The 16,361-nt window shown below is 65.0% G+C and carries 18 protein-coding genes; 3 read left to right on the plus strand and 15 right to left on the minus strand.

Annotation, left to right across the window (positions count from 1 at the left end):
* Nucleotides 1–92 precede the first annotated feature (92 nt).
* Genes QRN59_RS18610 through QRN59_RS18640 form a run of 7 tightly spaced genes read right to left on the minus strand, consistent with a single transcriptional unit; the run spans nt 93 to nt 6,407 of the window.
* The gene (locus tag QRN59_RS18610; protein ID WP_284983942.1) at nt 93–548 is read right to left on the minus strand and encodes a molybdenum cofactor biosynthesis protein MoaE; all 456 of its coding nucleotides are present in this window, start codon (nt 546–548) and stop codon (nt 93–95) included.
* Entirely contained in the window at nt 538–1,038 is a 501-nt protein-coding gene (locus QRN59_RS18615) for a MogA/MoaB family molybdenum cofactor biosynthesis protein (RefSeq protein WP_234753113.1), read from the minus strand. Before QRN59_RS18615 ends, QRN59_RS18610 begins: the two co-directional genes overlap by 11 nt.
* Nucleotides 1,035–1,610 carry a cyclic pyranopterin monophosphate synthase MoaC gene (gene moaC, locus QRN59_RS18620; RefSeq protein WP_284983943.1) on the minus strand — a complete coding sequence of 192 codons (576 nt, stop codon included), beginning with the start codon at nt 1,608–1,610 and terminating at the stop codon, nt 1,035–1,037. Before moaC ends, QRN59_RS18615 begins: the two co-directional genes overlap by 4 nt.
* Nucleotides 1,598–2,818, minus strand: a complete 1,221-nt coding sequence (locus QRN59_RS18625; RefSeq protein ID WP_284983944.1) for a molybdopterin molybdotransferase MoeA — start codon at nt 2,816–2,818, stop codon at nt 1,598–1,600. The genes moaC and QRN59_RS18625 overlap by 13 nt, the downstream gene beginning before the upstream one ends.
* A 46-nt stretch (nt 2,819–2,864) precedes the next feature.
* Nucleotides 2,865–4,424, minus strand: a complete 1,560-nt coding sequence (locus QRN59_RS18630; protein ID WP_284983945.1) for a molybdopterin-dependent oxidoreductase — start codon at nt 4,422–4,424, stop codon at nt 2,865–2,867.
* Nucleotides 4,421–5,689, minus strand: a complete 1,269-nt coding sequence (locus tag QRN59_RS18635; RefSeq protein ID WP_284983946.1) for a sensor histidine kinase — start codon at nt 5,687–5,689, stop codon at nt 4,421–4,423. Before QRN59_RS18635 ends, QRN59_RS18630 begins: the two co-directional genes overlap by 4 nt.
* Nucleotides 5,676–6,407, minus strand: coding sequence for a response regulator transcription factor (locus tag QRN59_RS18640; protein WP_284984077.1), 732 nt, complete (start codon nt 6,405–6,407; stop codon nt 5,676–5,678). The genes QRN59_RS18635 and QRN59_RS18640 overlap by 14 nt, the downstream gene beginning before the upstream one ends.
* A 178-nt stretch (nt 6,408–6,585) precedes the next feature.
* On the opposite strand from QRN59_RS18640, the gene moaA reads away from it, so the two are divergent.
* The 3 genes from moaA (at nt 6,586) to QRN59_RS18655 (ending at nt 8,361) form a co-directional block, all read left to right on the plus strand.
* Nucleotides 6,586–7,716: a GTP 3',8-cyclase MoaA gene (gene moaA / locus QRN59_RS18645; protein ID WP_284983947.1), complete on the plus strand. Its 1,131-nt coding sequence runs from the start codon at nt 6,586–6,588 to the stop codon at nt 7,714–7,716.
* A gap of 4 nt (nt 7,717–7,720) precedes the next feature.
* Nucleotides 7,721–7,987, plus strand: a complete 267-nt coding sequence (locus tag QRN59_RS18650; protein WP_234753108.1) for a MoaD/ThiS family protein — start codon at nt 7,721–7,723, stop codon at nt 7,985–7,987.
* Between the two features lie 80 nt (nt 7,988–8,067).
* Nucleotides 8,068–8,361, plus strand: coding sequence for a hypothetical protein (locus QRN59_RS18655; protein WP_284983948.1), 294 nt, complete (start codon nt 8,068–8,070; stop codon nt 8,359–8,361).
* Between the two features lie 41 nt (nt 8,362–8,402).
* Here the strand turns inward: QRN59_RS18655 and QRN59_RS18660 are convergent, their stop codons facing one another.
* From QRN59_RS18660 to QRN59_RS18695, 8 genes are all read right to left on the minus strand, one after another.
* Nucleotides 8,403–8,864: a DUF1579 family protein gene (locus QRN59_RS18660; protein ID WP_284983949.1), complete on the minus strand. Its 462-nt coding sequence runs from the start codon at nt 8,862–8,864 to the stop codon at nt 8,403–8,405.
* Between the two features lie 261 nt (nt 8,865–9,125).
* Nucleotides 9,126–10,469 carry a M16 family metallopeptidase gene (locus QRN59_RS18665; RefSeq protein ID WP_284983950.1) on the minus strand — a complete coding sequence of 448 codons (1,344 nt, stop codon included), beginning with the start codon at nt 10,467–10,469 and terminating at the stop codon, nt 9,126–9,128.
* A 154-nt stretch (nt 10,470–10,623) separates the two neighbouring features.
* Nucleotides 10,624–12,876, minus strand: coding sequence for a polyribonucleotide nucleotidyltransferase (locus tag QRN59_RS18670; protein ID WP_284983951.1), 2,253 nt, complete (start codon nt 12,874–12,876; stop codon nt 10,624–10,626).
* A gap of 254 nt (nt 12,877–13,130) precedes the next feature.
* Complete coding sequence (rpsO, locus tag QRN59_RS18675; RefSeq protein ID WP_028266602.1) at nt 13,131–13,400, minus strand: 30S ribosomal protein S15; 270 nt, start codon at nt 13,398–13,400, stop codon at nt 13,131–13,133.
* 188 nt (nt 13,401–13,588) lie between these two features.
* Complete coding sequence (gene kynA / locus QRN59_RS18680; RefSeq protein WP_284983952.1) at nt 13,589–14,443, minus strand: tryptophan 2,3-dioxygenase; 855 nt, start codon at nt 14,441–14,443, stop codon at nt 13,589–13,591.
* Nucleotides 14,444–14,451: 8 nt separating this feature from the next.
* Nucleotides 14,452–15,435 carry a bifunctional riboflavin kinase/FAD synthetase gene (locus QRN59_RS18685; RefSeq protein ID WP_284983953.1) on the minus strand — a complete coding sequence of 328 codons (984 nt, stop codon included), beginning with the start codon at nt 15,433–15,435 and terminating at the stop codon, nt 14,452–14,454.
* Between the two features lie 118 nt (nt 15,436–15,553).
* Nucleotides 15,554–16,003, minus strand: coding sequence for a hypothetical protein (locus QRN59_RS18690; RefSeq protein ID WP_441414615.1), 450 nt, complete (start codon nt 16,001–16,003; stop codon nt 15,554–15,556).
* A gap of 2 nt (nt 16,004–16,005) precedes the next feature.
* Nucleotides 16,006–16,359, minus strand: coding sequence for a hypothetical protein (locus tag QRN59_RS18695; RefSeq protein WP_284983954.1), 354 nt, complete (start codon nt 16,357–16,359; stop codon nt 16,006–16,008).
* Between the last annotated feature and the right edge of the window lie 2 nt (nt 16,360–16,361).

Genomic DNA, 16,361 nt, shown 5'->3' on the forward strand with positions numbered 1-16,361 from the left:
CTGCCCCCAACGTGGGGTCGCCGGAACTGTGCCGGTTCGCCCGAACGCTCCGGCGAACCGGCACCGTTCCGGCGATTTCGACGGGAAGCGCCCTACTCCCCAGCCCCGACCCACTCGACCGTGCCGTCGCTGAAGAACTGTTCCTTCCAGATGGGCACTTGGGCTTTGATCCTGTCCACAAGCTCCGAGCACACCGCGAAGGCTTGCCCGCGGTGTGCAGCGGCAACGGCGCACACGAGCGCAGGGTCGCCAACCTCAAGCATGCCGATCCTGTGGGCGGCCCAGATACGGACAGGCTGGGCGGCCTCCCCCGAGTGCTCCGCCACGAGCGTCGCGACGACGTCGGCCATGACCTGGTGCGCCGTGGGGTGGGCGCTGTAGCTGAGCCTGTCGACAGGTTTGCCGCCGTCGTGGTTCCGGACCACACCGCTGAAGCTCACCACCGCTCCCGCGGTGTCCGATTCCACGGCCGCTATGGCCTGGACCACGGAAATCGGCTCCGCGCTGAGGATCGCACTGACGACTTCGAAGTCGGTTTCAGTGGTCATGGCTTCCCTCCAATTGATCGCAAAGGTGGGCGATGACGGGATCAAGGACGGCAAGGCCGTCCATCACGCCCTTGGGCGAACCCGGCAGGTTCACAATGAACGTCTTGCCGGCCGTACCGGCATGGCCCCGGCTCAGCATCGCCATGGGGGTCTTGGCCGCTCCGGCGCGGCGGATGCCTTCCATGAGCCCTGGTATTTCGCGATCCAGCAAAGGCAGGGTGACTTCCGGAGTGCGGTCATCGGGGCTCAGCCCGGTACCGCCGCTGGTAATAACGACGGCGGGTTCCTGGGTCAGCAGCGCACGGATGGCGGCACCGACCGGCTCGCCATCCGGCACCACCATGACGGGGAAAGTCTCGTAGCCGTGTTCGACCAACCAGTCCAGGATCACGGGGCCGCTCTTGTCCTCGTAGATTCCTGCCGCGGCGCGGTTGGACGCGATGACAACGCCAGCCTTCCGCGGGCCACGGCGGGGTTCGCACGCGTTCATGCCCGCACTCCTTCGTCGGGCGCGCCCGACGAAGCAGGAAGGGCCCAGTCACCGCTCTTTCCGCCGCTCTTGGCCAGCACTTGGATGCCGCTGATGACGGCGTGCTTATCCACTGCCTTGATCATGTCGTAGACGCTCAATGCAGCCACGGAGGCGGCAGTCAAAGCTTCCATCTCCACGCCCGTGACGCCCTTGGTCTTCACCGTTGCCAGGACAACTACCGTGTCCGGGCCGAGTTCGAAGTCCACCGTGACCTTTGAAATCGGCAGCGGGTGGCACAGCGGGATGAGTTCGGGCGTCTTCTTGGCTGCCATGATGCCGGCAACGCGCGCCACTGCAAGGGCGTCGCCTTTCGGTAGCTCACCGGCGCCGAGCAGGGTGAGCACCTCGGACGTGCTGTGGACGGTGGCGGTGGCGGTCGCCTCCCGGGTGGTCACGGCCTTCCCGGAGACATCGACCATTTGGGCTGTTCCGTCCTGGCGCAAGTGCGTGAGGGCGCCGCCATCCTGGCGCGAGTGGGTGGGGCCGCCGACGACGTCTGCGGGCTCTGGAGTGTCATTCACAACATCCATACTTCCACTTCCGCCCCGGCGTCGAGTTCCGTGACGGCTGCCGGCACCTGGACGAGCGCGTTCGAGTTGGCGAGCGCATGGATCAGATGGGACCCTGGGCCCCCTTCAAGCCTGACCGTTCCGCCGGGAAGCAGCGTGCCTCGGCGGACCTGGTGCTTGCCGGCGGGCGAGGTCAGAGACTCCGCGAGGCGCGCCTGCAGGCTCGGACGCAAGGCGGGGCTTCCCACGACGGCGGCGAGCGCCGGGCGAAGGAACATTTCGAAGGACACGAGGCAGCTCACCGGATTGCCGGGGAATCCCAGGAAGGGCAGTCCGTCGAACGTCCCGATCCCCTGGGGGCCGCCGGGTTGCATGGCCACCGACACGAATTCGACCGGCTGGCCCATCATGGCCTGCCGGACCACTTCGTAGGCGCCCTTGCTGACGCCACCGGTGCTGACGATGAGATCGACGATTCCGCTCTGGCCGCGGAGGAGCGCCAGCAGCCCGGCGGGATCGTCGCCGCTGATTCCCGTCCGCGTGACGTGGAGGCCGGACTGCAGCATGGCGGCTTCAAGCAGGGTTCCGTTGGAATCGTAGATCTTGCCTTCCGGCAGGGACGTACCGGGTTCCACGACTTCGTCGCCGGTGGTCACCAGAAGCACGCGTACAGGCGTCCGGACCTCGACGGCGGTCATCCCCAAGGCGGCGAGCAGCCCCAATTGCCCGGGACCGAGCGACGTTCCAGCGCGCAAGGCAACGGTTCCCGCGGCGATGTCGCTCCCGGCGTCGCGAACGAACGTCCCCGGCTCGGTGGTGGGAAGACGGACGGTTGCTGCCACACCGGGGGCGGGAAAGACATCAGGCACTGCCTGTTCGATAGGTACGACGGCGTCCGCACCCTCGGGCATCATGGCGCCGGTCATGATCGGGGCCGCTGTGCCGGGCATGAGTCGGACCGGTGCCGCGCCGGCCGGGACGGGATCCACTACCGTCAGCTCCGCACCGGCGTCGCTCCCTGCGTGGGGGGCCAGGTCCGCTGCCCGGACGGCAAAACCGTCCATCTGGGAGTTCGCGAAGGGCGGCAGGCTCAGCGGAGCCAAGACGTCGGCGGCGAGTACCCGGCCGAGCGCCCCCATCAACGGCAGCTCTTCGGTGCCCCCTTTGCGTGCAAGGCCGGACAGCAGCTCCTGGACGGCTTGGCGGTGGGCTGCGACGGATCGTGCCACGAGGGTTCCTCCCGGGTTGTTTCGCTCAGACCTACACAGCCTAATGTCAGTTGGCGGAGACATGGATGGTGTGGAACCCCGTGGCGCCGTTCGGGGCTACGGGAGTTTGGGCTTCGGGCTGAGGGGTACCCGTGGCATCGGTGGCACGGACTTGGACTTCATGGTTCCCGGAGCCCAACTCAAGGCCCAGCTGCCATTGGTACCACGTGTCCGAGGAGATCCCAGGGGCGAGCTTGGCTTCCTGCCAATTGCCGCGGTCGACGCGCAACTCCACCCGGGAAACGCCGCGGTGTTGAGCCCAGGCGACACCGCCGAACTGGACCGTTCCGGCCTTGACCGAGCGGCCGTCCCGCGGCACGTCGATGCGGGACTGCGTCTTGATGGGACCGTGGTCGCTCCAACCGCGGGGAACCCAGTAGCCCTGGTCGTCAGCGAAACGAGTGACCTTAAGTTCCGTCAGCCATTTGGTGGCCGAAACATATCCGTAGAGGCCCGGGACGACCATCCGGACGGGGAAGCCGTGCTCCAGCGGCAAGGGTTCGCCGTTCATTCCGACGGCGATGATCGCGTCGCGATTGTCGGTGAGCGCTTCGAGGGGGGTTCCGGCAGTCCAGCCGTCAGTGCTGCGGGACAGCACCATGTCCGCCCCGGGCTTGGGCCCGGCCATGGCGAGGAGTTCGCGGACCGGCCAGCCCAGCCAGAGGGCGTTGCCGATCAGGTCTCCGCCGACTTCGTTGGACACGCAAGCGATGGTCACGTAGCGCTCGATCATCGGCTTGGTCAGCAGCGTGGCGAAATCCAACTGGACTTCGCGTTCCACCAAACCGGTCACCTTGAGGGTCCAGTCCGGCGGATTCACGGCTGGCGGGATCAGTGCCGTGTCGATCCGGTAGAAGTCGGGGTTCGGCGTGACGAGCGGCTGCAGACCCGCCAAGGTGAGTGCAGCGCCGTCGGGAACCTTTTGCGGGGGTGCCACCGGGGCGGGAAGGGCCACCCCGCGGCGGAAATCGGATGCCACTGTACCTGCCCTGCGCACCACCGTCGTCACGATCCCTACGACGACGGCTGCGATCGCGCTTCCACCCAGCAATTGCATGAAGCTTCGGCGGGCCAATGGCATGTCGGCTGCCTCGGGCACGGGCCGCCACGTTTCGAGCCGCTGGATCAGGAGCCGGAGGAAAAGCATGGTGACCACGGTGGCCACGACGGGGGCGATGGCCGCTGTGGGCGCGGCTTGGGCGCGGGTCAGCACGGCGGCCAGCCCTGCCGCTCCGGCGAGCAAGGCAAGCGCCAGCCCCGCTCCCTTTCGCCGATACTCCAGGAGGCCGGCGACCGCGGCGAGGATCAGGGTCACCAGGGCGATGCTGACGATCAAGGCAAGTTTGTCGGCGGTGCCGAAGAGGTTGACGGCCAGTTCCTTGGCCCAACCCGGCACGGCGTCGATCACCACACCGCCCAGTGCGGTGACGGGCGAGACCGACGGGCTCAGGAACCCGGCCAGCAACTCGCCGGCCGCCACCCCGAGTCCGATGGCCACCACTCCGCACGCAGCCGCCCATCGGGCCGCCGTCCTGGTAGTGGCTTTCTTCGAAGTGGTCCTGCTCATGATATGCCTGCCTGTTTGGTGCTCTCTGCCGGAATAGTGTCCGCGGGAACTGTCTGTGTCGGAAATGCCTCGTTGCGGGATGGGGTTGCCTGTGCACCCGAGGGAAGGCGGAGCGTGAAACGGCAGCCCTCCCCCGTATTCGCCACCGTGACAGTGCCACCATGCGCCTTCACGATGCCCGCCACCATGCTGAGTCCCACTCCGGCCCCGCTGTATCGCGGCGGCCCCCCTTCCACCGGGATTCCCGCTCCCCGGGAACGGTCCTTTTGCCATCCGGTCTCGAAGACGTGGGCGAGATCCTCCGCGTCGATGCCGCCGCAGCTGTCCACGACGTCGACGACGGCGTCGCTTCCGTCGCGTCCGACGCGAACCAGGACCCCGCCGTCGGGCCGGCTGTAGATAATCGCATTGAGCAGCACGTTCCGGACGGCCCTTCCCAGGCTCGGGCCATCCGCGACGGCCATGCACTCGCGGTCGCCGCCGCCGTCGAGCCGGATGCCGCGCTGCGCGGCGAGCGGCGCGAGATCCGCGATGGCGTCGCTCACGAGGTCATAGAGGTCCAGGGATTCTGCGCTCAGCCGGAGCGTTCCGGCCTGGATTTTGGACAATTCCAGGAGGTCGTTGACCATGACTGCCATCTGGTCCGTCTGGGCGATGATCTTGCGATAGTAGGCGGGGACGTCGGAGGCCATGCCGTCTTCCAGCGCTTCGGCCATGGCCCGCATGCTGGCCAAGGGGGTCCGGAGGTCGTGAGAGATCCAGGAGACCAGTTCGCGGCGGGCGGTTTCGACGGCGGCCTCACGTCGCCGGGATTCCTCCAGTTTGATGCTGCTCGCTTCGAGTTCCTGGGCGAGCTGGGCAAGCTCGGAGTTCATCGCCGGTCCGGCCCGCCGCGATGCTGATTGTGGCAGGAACGAGCCATCGAGGGCTTCTCCGCTGCCAAGGCGTCGCGTTGCTGCCACGAGCCGGATGGCGTTGCGGGACACCCCGGCCCCGAGGACCAGTGAAATCGCGATCGCCACGGCCGAGGCCACCCCGAGGATGTACCACATGACTTCGAGGTCCAGGGCGGAAATGAACATCGCGTTGAAGGCGCTCACCATCCCCGCTACGAGGACAGCAACGGTGGCCACCACCACGAGGCAAATCTGCACGAGGATCGATGCGCCGCGCAGGAAACGCAGTAAGGCGAGGGTCAAGGCGCCGATGAGGACGGCCCACAGCAGCATCCAGCCCAGAATCGTGAACATTTCAGCCGGCTGCATGTCCACCTTCCTTCGCGTCAAAGCGATAACCGACTCCCCAGACCGTCTTGAGAAGCACCGGGGTGGTGGGGTTGTCCTCGATCTTTTCGCGCAAGCGACGGACGTGGACCGTCACGGTGGACAAATCGCCGAAGTCCCAGCCCCATACTGCCTTGATGAGATCCTCGCGGCTGAACACTTGGTTGGGCCGACGGAGCAGGAACGCCAGCAGATCGAACTCACGCACCGTAAGCATCAGGGGTTTGCCATCCTGGAGCACTGTGCGCGAGGCCGGATCCAATGCGAACCCGGCGAGCTCCACGGAAGGTTCCGGGCTGAATTCCCGGATGCTCCGGCGCAACACGGACTTCACCCGAAGGACCAGCTCGCGGGGTGAGAAGGGCTTGGTGACGTAGTCGTCAGCTCCGGTTTCCAGGCCCAGGATCCGGTCGTCCTCCGTGCCAAGGGCGGTGACCATGATGATGGGAACGCTCATGGCCAGGCGCAGCCTGCGGCACACTTCAACGCCGTCGAGTCCGGGCAGCATCCGGTCCAGGATGACAAGGTCGGGCCGCCTGGCGGCCGCGAGGCTCAGCGCCGTGAAGCCGTCCCCCGCGAGATCCACTTGGAAGCCTGCCTGGACCAGGTAGTCCCGGACAACGTCGGCGATGGTCTGTTCGTCTTCGACCAGAAGAATTCGGCGATTGCCAAGTTCGCCAGCGTGGGGGCCGGGCTGCATGTTCACACCTTCAGCATAGATTCGCATGGTGCCCGCGGTATGTGTTCCGGGCGCCGCCGGGCCAACCGTATGCATTCCGTAAGAAGTCGGGCCGTGCGTTGCCTCCCACGGGAGCAGACGACGAACATGACCGGTGGGCGATATCACGCTCTGGCCCTGCCTGGCGTAGCCTGAACCCATGAGTGTTCAGCTAGGCATGCCGTTGCCCCCCACGGGCGACGGGACGGGAAGCAGCGTGTCTGCGCCCCCGCCGCGTCCTGCCGGTACTCCCCCGGGTCTGTTCGACCGTTACGGACGCCGGGCCACCGATATGCGCTTGTCCCTGACCGACAAATGCAATCTGCGCTGCACGTACTGCATGCCGGCCGAGGGCCTCGAGTGGTTGTCCAAGCAGGCCGTGATGACCGCCGCCGAGATTGTCCGTTTGGTGCGGATCGGCGTCGAACAGCTCGGGGTCCGCGAACTTCGCCTCACGGGAGGCGAGCCCTTGGTCCGTGCCGACCTCGTGGACGTCATCTCGGCCCTCCGCGATGCGCATCCCGACCTGCCGATCTCCATGACCACCAACGGCGTAGGACTCGACAAAAAGGCGGCAGCGCTCAAGGAAGCCGGGCTCACGCGCATCAACGTGTCCCTCGACTCCCTGCACGAAGAGACGTTCACGAAGCTGACCAGGCGACCCTTCCTGGGCAAGGTGTTGGCCGGTGTCGATGCCGCCTGGGCTGCAGGCCTGGGTCCGGTCAAGATCAACGCCGTCCTCATGCGGGGAATCAACGACGTCGAGTCCCCAGAGCTCCTGGCCTGGGCTTTGGATCGCGGCTATGAACTGCGCTTTATCGAGCAAATGCCGCTGGACGCCGATCACGGCTGGACCCGGCGGGACATGATCACCGCGGCCGAGATCCGCGAACTGCTCTCCCGGGACTTCGTGCTCAGTCCGGACCCGCGTGAACGCGACGGCGCACCGGCCGAACGATTCGACGTACGACGCCGGGACCCGGCATCTGCCGAAGCCGCGGGTCCGCTTCTGGGCACCGTCGGCATCATCGCCTCCGTCACCGAACCGTTCTGTTCCGATTGCCGGCGCACAAGGATCACCGCCGAAGGCAAGATCATGAGCTGCTTGTTCTCCCGCGAAGAATTCGACCTGTTGGGACTACTTCGCTCCGGAGCGTCTGACGCGGAACTCGCGCAGCGCTGGCAGGACGCCATGTGGATCAAACCCAAGGCGCACGGCATGGACCACACCGGCCTCGGCGCACCCGACTTCGTCCAGCCGGACCGCAGCATGAGCGCAATCGGAGGCTGAGGCTTTGCTCGTAAGATACTTCGCTGCTGCACGCGCCGCCGCAGGCGTCGAAGAGGAACACCACGATCTTCCGGAAGGAACCGGCCTGGACGGACTGATCGCGGCCGTGCTCGCCGTCGAACGTCCGGAACCACCGGCTGGTACGCCACCCCTGGCCCGGATTATTTCGCGCAGCAGCTTCCTGCGCAATGAGGTGGCAGTCCGCGACCGTTCTGCCGCTCTCGGTGCCGACGACGTCGTCGACGTCCTCCCGCCGTTTGCCGGGGGCTGAGCCGGCCACGGCCGAAGGGTGGTTCCCCGGCCCCAAGGAGCCTACGCTGTGCCTATCCGCGCAACAGCAAAGGAACAGCCATGTACACCCTCCTGATCGAACACGCCGTGAACGACTTCGATGCATGGAAACGGTCGTTCGACTCGGATCCGGCCGATCGCGCCGGCTCCGGCGTTGTCTCCTACAGGGTCTCCAGGCCCGTGGACGATTCTCAGCGCGTCCTGATCGAGCTTGATTTCGCCGGGCGAGAGCAAGCTGAATCAATGCTGAACACCTTGCGGACGAGGGTGTGGACTGGACCTGGACGACCGGCCTCGCTCGAGGGCATGCCCGATGCGCGGATCGTTGAGTCGATGGAGGCCAGGATCCTCTAAATGCCGTGCCTGCTGGACGTGGGCCTTAGACGCGCCGGCAGTTAGACGCGCCTGCAGACAGAGATCATGAACGGGCTGAACGTCGCGGCATCTCCGAGCCTCAGTTCAGCCATGTGGGTCAGTACACCGCCGTCCACCTTGAAAGTGTGCCTCGCGGTCCCGCGAGGGCTACGCCTCTCAAGCCTGAGTGTGCCGTCCTGCCAATGGCCCCGGGCCGGAGCTTCCGGTGGCCGGCCCATGCTGTCCACGTAGTACCACATGGTGTCCCCGTGGTCCGGGTCAACCGTAAAGACACCGTGCCCCTCGAAATGGGTGCCGTCGGGCTCAATGTGCCGGTAGCTCTGCACCAAGGCGTATCCTCCGGCCGCCCGCGAGAAAGTCACCTCGGCGTCGGCAGTCCGGGCAGGTCCCCAAGGCGAGGCAGCGAGCTCGGTGCTCCCCCGCCAATGCCCCAGGAATGCCTCGAGCGCAGTGTTTGCATGACTCTTCAATGGCTCGTTCATGGCGACTCCTGCGCAAGACGATGGATACGTCACCATCATGTTCCCGATCGAGCAGGCGCGTCCAGCCTTCCCCACCGGACATGCCCCCTGTTCCAAACCAGGAGTGCACATATCAGGGTTATGTCCGTTCCCAGGCCCCAACGCTGAGCATGTCCCACTGGTGTATCCAACGCCCACCACCGGACATGCCCCCTGTTCCAACCCAGAAATGGACATATCAGGGTTATGTCCGTTCCAAGGCTCCAACGGGGGGCATGTCCCTTAGAGGCCGAACGTCTCTGTTTCTTCGAAGGGCCCGACGACGGTCACGGTGCGGGGGGCTTCGGCGAGGACCCGGGCGAGTTCCTGGACTTGCCCGGCTGTGACGGCCGTGATGCGGTCCAGCGTTTCGTCGATGTCCTGGAATTCGCCGGAAACGAGTTCGGCGCGGCCAAGGCGGGACATCCGGGATCCGGTGTCTTCAAGGGCCAGGACGATTCCTCCGCACAATTGACCCACGGCCTTGCGCAGTTCTTCGTCCGTGATTCCGTCAGAAGCGAGTTTGTCCAGTTCGGCGCCCAAAAGTTCCAGGACCTGCTTGACCTTCGACGGCGTACAGCCGGCGTACATGCCGAAGTAGCCTGCGTCCGCATAGGCGGAGGCAAAGGAATAGGTGGAGTAGACGAGGCCCCGCTTTTCGCGGATCTCCTGGAAGAGGCGCGAAGACATGCCACCGCCAAGCACCGCGTTCAGGACGCTCATCACGAAGCGACGATCGTCGGTAGCCACGATCGAGGGGCAACCCATGATGATGTTGGCCTGCTCCACGGGACGCTTGATCACATGCAGCCCTGCGGTACCCGTGATATCTGCCCGTTCGGTGGAGCGGCGCTCGACGGGGGCTGCGGTGTCCTTCAGCTCCCACCCGGCCGTCCGCAAAGCATCGAGCACGAGGCTGCAAACGACGTCGTGGTCCAGGCCGCCCGCGGCGGTGATGACGATTTCGTCCGGCCGGTAGTAACGCTGGTAGTGTGCCCACACGGAATCGCGGGACACTGCCTTGATGGCGGCAGGGGTGCCGCCGATCGGGCGTCCCAGCGGATGCACGCCGAGTACGGCGGCCACAAAGTGTTCATGTGCGACGTCGGTGGGGTCATCGCTGTCCATGGCGATTTCCTCAAGGATCACGTCGCGTTCCTGTTCAAGTTCGGCAGGATCCAGGACGGCGCCGGTGATCATGTCGGCAATGACGTCGATGGCCATGGGGAGGTCCGTGTCCAGCACCCGCGCAAAGTAGCATGTGCTTTCCTTTGCCGTGGCCGCATTCGATTCACCGCCGACCTCGTCGAAAGCAGACGCGATTTCCAAGGCGGTGCGCTTCTTGGTGCCTTTGAACAAGAGGTGCTCGAGGAAATGGGTGGAGCCGTGCTGGCCGTCTGCCTCGTCCCGGGAGCCGACTCCCACCCAGAATCCGATGGTTGCCGAACGCTGCCCGGGCATGGCCTCGGTCAGCACCCGGACCCCTCCCGGAAGCACTGAACGCCGGACAACGGAGCCGCCTTCGGCACCATGGATCAATTCGCCGCCGGGCACGGTCTGCGCCAATGGGAGGGGTACGACAGTCATCAAGACCTTTCAGTTCTGAGTGAAATCATGGGTGCCAAATCTGGCTGCAATCGTACCAGCGGGCGCATCGCCCCTGGGACGGGAATTCGTTGTTAAAACCGGGCAGGACCGGTGGACATGTCCACCGGTCCTGCCGCGTGTTTGCCGGTTCAGGCTACTCGGCGGAAACTTCAGCCTCTTCGGCGGGAGCTTCTTCAGAGGCGGCGCCTTCTTCCTCGGCCACAACCGGGGAGAGGGAGAGCTTGCCGCGGTCGTCGATCTTGGTGATCTCGACCTGGATCTTCTGGCCCACAGAGACGACGTCGTCGACGTTGTCCACGCGCTTGCCGCTGGCCAGCTTGCGCAGCTCGGAGATGTGCAGCAGGCCGTCCTTGCCCGGGGTCAGGGAAACGAACGCACCGAAGGTGGTGGTCTTGACCACCGTGCCCAGGTAACGCTCACCGATTTCCGGGATCTGCGGGTTGGCGATGGCGTTGATCGCGGCGCGGGCTGCTTCTGCAGAAGGACCGTTGGTAGCGCCGATGTAGACAGTGCCGTCGTCCTCGATGGAGATGTCGGCGCCGGTGTCTTCCTGGATCTGGTTGATCATCTTGCCCTTGGGGCCAATGACCTCACCGATCTTGTCAACGGGGATGTTGACGGCGATCACGCGCGGTGCGAACTCGGAGAGCTCGTCCGGAGTGTCGATGGCGGCGTTGATGACGTCCAGGATGTGCAGGCGGGCTTCGCGGGCCTGCTTCAGGGCTGCAGCCAGGACCGACGCCGGGATGCCGTCGAGCTTGGTGTCGAGCTGGATGGCCGTGACGAACTCGGAAGTACCGGCAACCTTGAAGTCCATGTCGCCGAAAGCGTCTTCGGCGCCGAGGATGTCGGTCAGGGCGGCGTAGCGGGTCTGGCCGTCAACCTGGTCGGAAACCAGGCCCATGGCGATACCGGCAACAGCGGCCTTCAGCGGCACACCCGCGTTGAGCAGGGACAGCGTGGAGGCGCAAACGGAACCCATCGACGTCGAACCGTTGGAGCTGAGGGCCTCGGACACCTGGCGGATGGCGTACGGGAATTCCTCGCGGGACGGCAGGACGGGAACCAGGGCGCGCTCGGCGAGTGCACCGTGGCCGATTTCGCGGCGCTTCGGGGAACCGACGCGGCCGGTCTCGCCGGTGGAGTACGGCGGGAAGTTGTAGTTGTGCATGTAGCGCTTGCGCGTGACGGGAGACAGCGAGTCGATCTGCTGTTCCATCTTGAGCATGTTCAGCGTGGTGACACCCATGATCTGGGTTTCGCCGCGCTCGAAGATGGCGGAACCGTGAACGCGGGGCAGGACCTCTACCTCGGCAGTCAGCTGGCGGATGTCCGTCAGGCCACGGCCGTCGATGCGGATCTGGTCCTTGAGGATGCGCTGGCGGACAACCTGCTTGGTCAGGGAGCGGAAGGCTGCGGAGAGTTCCTTCTCGCGGCCCTCGAACTCGCCGGCGAGGGCGCCAAGGACCTCGTCCTTGAGTTCGTCGGAGGCGTTGTCGCGGTCCTGCTTGTCGGCGATCTGGAAGACAGCAGCAAGCTTCTCGGCAGCGGCAGCTTCAACAGCGGCGTAGGCGTCATCCTGGTAGTCCAGGAAGACGGGGAACTCAACCGTCGGCTTGGCGGCGCGGGCGGCGAGGTCTGCCTGGGCCTCGCACAGGGCCTTGATGAACGGCTTGGCGGCCTCGAGGCCCTCGGAAACGACCTCTTCGGTGGGAGCGGTTGCGCCCTGTTCCTTGATGAGGTTCCAGGAGTTGTCGGTGGCTTCGGCTTCGACCATCATGATGGCGACGTCGTCACCGGCGATGCGGCCGGCAACAACCATGTTGAAGACGGCGTTCTCAAGCTGGGAGTGCTTCGGGAAAGCAACCCATTCGGTGCCCTGTTCGTCGGCGATGAGGGCGACGCGGACGCCACCGATCGGGCCGGAGAACGGGAGTCCGGAGAGCTGGGTGGACATGGACGAGGCGTTGATGGCCACGACGTCGTAGAGCTCGTCCGGGTTGATCGCCAATACGGTGACGACGATCTGGACCTCGTTGCGCAGGCCCTTGACGAACGCGGGACGCAGGGGGCGGTCCATGAGGCGGCAAGCCAGGATTGCTTCGGTGGACGGGCGGCCTTCACGGCGGAAGAACGAGCCCGGGATGCGGCCGGCGGCGTACATGCGCTCTTCGACGTCGACGGTCAGCGGGAAGAAGTCGAAGCCTTCACGCGGGGACTTGCCTGCGGTGGTTGCGGACAGCAGTGCGGTGTCTTCGTCGATGTAGACCATCGCGGCGCCGGCTGCCTGCTTGGCGAGGCGGCCGGTTTCGAAGCGGATAACACGCTTGCCGAAGCGGCCGTTGTCGATGATGGCTTCTGAGAACTGGATTTCGGGACCCTCCATTGAGAGTCACCTCCGTTTCTTGTTTAGCGGAAGTCCTTCCGCATCGACCCAGGCCAGCGTCTGTTCCTGGCCTGTACGACACCCGGTCATCGATCGAGACCCACGGGCTGCGCCTTCATCACAGAAGACTGTTCCCGGGGATCACTACCGAGGACCGCGAATGCGCGATGCGGTTGAACTCCTGTTAAGTGTTGGATTTAGTTATGGGGAAAAGGCGGCCCGGTCCGCGGAGGATCGGGCCGCCCGAAGTCAAACTAGCGGCGCAGGCCGAGGCGCTCGATGAGCGCACGGTAGCGGGCAATGTCAGTCTTCTTGAGGTAGCCCAGCATGCGCTTGCGACGACCAACCATAGCCAGCAGACCGCGCTGGGTGTGGAAGTCGTGCTTGTGCTCCTTCATGTGCTCAGTCAGATCCTTGATCCGCTGAGTCAGGACTGCAATCTGGACCTCCGGCGAACCAGTGTCGCCCTTGGACGTTGCGTATGCCTCGATGATGGACTGCTTAACAGCGGCTTCAAGTGCCACGTGAACTCCTAGAGTTGTGCCGTGCGTCCCGATTCAGCGCCTCGCTGCCGGGTTGTGTTGTGCCGATGACCGCACACAAAACAGGTCCAGCCGCCACGGACTGCAGCCGGATCCATCCCTCAGTTTACCGGCAGCCCGGCAATCTTGTCGAAAGCTGCCGTGTGACCCTCCTCAAAGAGGAGCGCCGCTCACCGCCCGATCTCGGTCCGGACGGCGAAAAGCTCCGGGAAGAACGTTAGGTCGAGCGCCTTCTTCAGGAAGGAAACACCGCTTGAGCCTCCGGTTCCCGTTTTCATGCCGATGGTCCGCTGGACTGTACGGAGGTGCCGGAAGCGCCACAATTGGAAGTTGTCTTCCAGGTCCACCAGTTCCTCGCAGGCTTCGTAGGCCGCCCAGTTGTCTGCGGCATGTTCGTAGATGTGCTTGAAAAGCGGCAAGAGCCCGGGGTCAAACTCGTGGGCATGGGTCACATCCCGGTCCAGGACTGACCGTGGAACGTCGTAGCCGTGCCGGTCCAGGTAGGCCAGGAATTCGTCGTAGATGCTCGGGGCGTTCAGGAGCTCCTCCAGCATGGTCCTGGACTCCGGATCCGATTCGAACACCGGCAACATCTTGGCGTTCTTGTTGCCGAGGATGAACTCGACCGCGCGGTACTGGCTCGACTGGAACCCGGAGGCATTGCCGAGGAAGCCGCGGAACTGCGAGTACTCCGTAGGGGTGAGCGTAGCGAGAACCGACCATTGCTCGGTGAGCGTCTTCTGGATGTGCTTGACCCGTGCGATGGCCTTGAGCGCGGATCCGAGATCGTCCTGGCGCAGCCATACCGCCGCACTGCGGAGCTCGTGCAGGACCAGCTTCAGCCAAAGCTCGGTGGTTTGGTGCTGGATGATGAACAAAAGCTCGTCATGGTGCTCCGGCTGGCTGACAGGTTGCTGGGCGCTGAGCAGCAAGGGCAGCTTCAGGTAGGAGCCGTAGCTCATGCGTGAGCTGAAATCCTTGACGATGCCTTCGTCGAGTGGCCGGGTGTTCTTCTCAACGCTCACGTGCGGGGCTACTTGTCCAGCAGGAGATCATGGGCCTGGACGACGTCCAGCCGCATCTGCTCCACCAGGGCCTCGGGGCCGCGGTATGCCACCATGCCCCGCAGCCGCGCGGTAAATTCCACGACGACAGTCTGGCCGTACAGGTTGAAGTCCTCCATGGCCTCCTCCGGGCGGTCGATCACGTGCGCTTCCACCTGGCGGCTCACACCGTCGAACGTGGGGTTGGAACCCACCGAAATCGCGGCGGGCCAGCGGGTTCCGGATTCGTCCACGAGCCAGCCGGCGTAGATTCCATCCGCGGGGACGTAGCCCGTGGCGCCGTGGTCCAGGTTCGCCGTGGGAAAGCCCAGGGCGCGTCCGCGCGCAGCGCCGTGGACCACTTCGCCGCGCATCCTGTGCGGGCGGCCGAGGACGGCAGCCGCGGTCTCGACGTCGCCCTCGGCAAGGGCCTCGCGCACCCAAGTGGAGGAACAGCGGCGGTCCGTGCCGCCGTCGTCGTGGACTGGAAAGCCTTCCGCGCCGAACTCATTGACCACGTGGACGCCGAATCCGAGTTTCCTGCCCAATTCCTGCATGGTGCCGACGTCGCCGGAATTTCCCACGCCGAAACGGAGATCGTGGCCCACCACAACGTGTGCCGCGTGAAGCCCGTCCAGCAGGACGTTGACGACGAATTCCTCCGGTGTCATGGCCGCCAGCGTGAGGTTGTACTTCATGACGAGGACGGCGTCCACGCCCGTGCCGGCCAGCGCATCGAGCTTGTCCTGCAGCCCCATGAGGAGCTCCGGTGCGGAGTCGGGGCGGTGGACCAGGGCCGGGTGGGGATCGAAAGTCACGACGACGGACCGGGCACCGTGCTGCCCTGCCGTGCGCAACAGCTGCGTCAGCACCTGCTGGTGTCCGCGGTGGACGCCGTCAAAGTTGCCGATGGTAACGACGCTGGGGCCGAAATCCTCGGGGACCTCGGTGGGATCGTTCCAGATGTGGACCATCAACCTCGCCTTTTACTGCTGGTATTCGCTATGCCCGGCGACCTGGTCCGGCGCCGGAATTCTCTAAGGTTACCCGCTATCCCGGGGCTGGCATGCCCGGGTGGCAGAGCCCCGTTTTCTAGTGCGGGAGCCGTGCCGGGCGCCGACGGTAGAGCCACAACAGGCCCAGGACCGGCAGGATCAACGGCACAAAGCCGTATCCGCGTCCGAACAAGGACCACACGGTGTCGTGCGGGAAAGCCACAGGATCGAAAAGGCTGATGGCACCAACCACCACCACTCCGACCATCTCCACGAGGACGGCCGCAAGCGATACCTTGAACCATGTGCGGCCCGGCTTCGCGAGGGAGACTGTAGCCACGATGTACACCACGGCGGCGAAGGCCGAGAGGATGTGGGCCAAGGGAGCATCCGAGAACTTGGTCAGGATCTGGTAGCCGGCACGGGCCGTGGCCGAGATCGCGAAAACCGCGTAGACCGCAATCAGCAGCCTCCCGGGCCCGGTATTGCGGGTGTCCCGGTTCTTCTTCCCGGTGGTTTCAACAGTCACTTCGTGTGCTTCTTCCAATATCAGTACCAGATCTGGTTCATGCGGGCCGCCATGACCAATGCGGTGACGCCCACGGCGCCCATGACGAAATTGCTCCAACGGGTCCGCTCCAGGATGGACCAGTACACCGCGACGACGGGGAGGATGAGCGCCGTGATGATGTAGCCCCAGAATTCCCAGGGCTCCCCGGCGATCTTTTCACCCATCGCCACACGGATGATCGATCCCACCAGGTAGACCAGCAGGACGAGTTCGACGGCGGCAACGGACAGGATGGTGACGTCGTTGGGGGCCTTCTTCATGATGCCCGCCACGACGCAAATGACGGTGGACAGCAAACCCACGACCAGGACAGCGTAAAAGTATCCGTCCATGG

Source organism: Arthrobacter sp. efr-133-TYG-118 (genome assembly GCF_030209755.1).
GTDB lineage: Bacteria > Actinomycetota > Actinomycetes > Actinomycetales > Micrococcaceae > Arthrobacter.

Excerpts from the sequence above, each read along its gene's own strand:
- QRN59_RS18630 (WP_284983945.1), bottom strand. The coding sequence starts at position 4,424 with ATGAGCAGGACCACTTCGAAGAAAGCCACTACCAGGACGGCGGCCCGA.
- QRN59_RS18655 (WP_284983948.1), top strand. The coding sequence starts at position 8,068 with ATGTACACCCTCCTGATCGAACACGCCGTGAACGACTTCGATGCATGG.
- QRN59_RS18660 (WP_284983949.1), bottom strand. The coding sequence starts at position 8,864 with ATGAACGAGCCATTGAAGAGTCATGCAAACACTGCGCTCGAGGCATTC.
- QRN59_RS18635 (WP_284983946.1), bottom strand. The coding sequence starts at position 5,689 with ATGCAGCCGGCTGAAATGTTCACGATTCTGGGCTGGATGCTGCTGTGG.
- QRN59_RS18615 (WP_234753113.1), bottom strand. The coding sequence starts at position 1,038 with ATGAACGCGTGCGAACCCCGCCGTGGCCCGCGGAAGGCTGGCGTTGTC.
- moaC (WP_284983943.1), bottom strand. The coding sequence starts at position 1,610 with ATGGATGTTGTGAATGACACTCCAGAGCCCGCAGACGTCGTCGGCGGC.
- moaA (WP_284983947.1), top strand. The coding sequence starts at position 6,586 with ATGAGTGTTCAGCTAGGCATGCCGTTGCCCCCCACGGGCGACGGGACG.
- QRN59_RS18685 (WP_284983953.1), bottom strand. The coding sequence starts at position 15,435 with ATGGTCCACATCTGGAACGATCCCACCGAGGTCCCCGAGGATTTCGGC.
- QRN59_RS18665 (WP_284983950.1), bottom strand. The coding sequence starts at position 10,469 with ATGACTGTCGTACCCCTCCCATTGGCGCAGACCGTGCCCGGCGGCGAA.
- QRN59_RS18695 (WP_284983954.1), bottom strand. The coding sequence starts at position 16,359 with ATGGACGGATACTTTTACGCTGTCCTGGTCGTGGGTTTGCTGTCCACC.
- QRN59_RS18640 (WP_284984077.1), bottom strand. The coding sequence starts at position 6,407 with ATGCAGCCCGGCCCCCACGCTGGCGAACTTGGCAATCGCCGAATTCTT.
- QRN59_RS18670 (WP_284983951.1), bottom strand. The coding sequence starts at position 12,876 with ATGGAGGGTCCCGAAATCCAGTTCTCAGAAGCCATCATCGACAACGGC.
- QRN59_RS18610 (WP_284983942.1), bottom strand. The coding sequence starts at position 548 with ATGACCACTGAAACCGACTTCGAAGTCGTCAGTGCGATCCTCAGCGCG.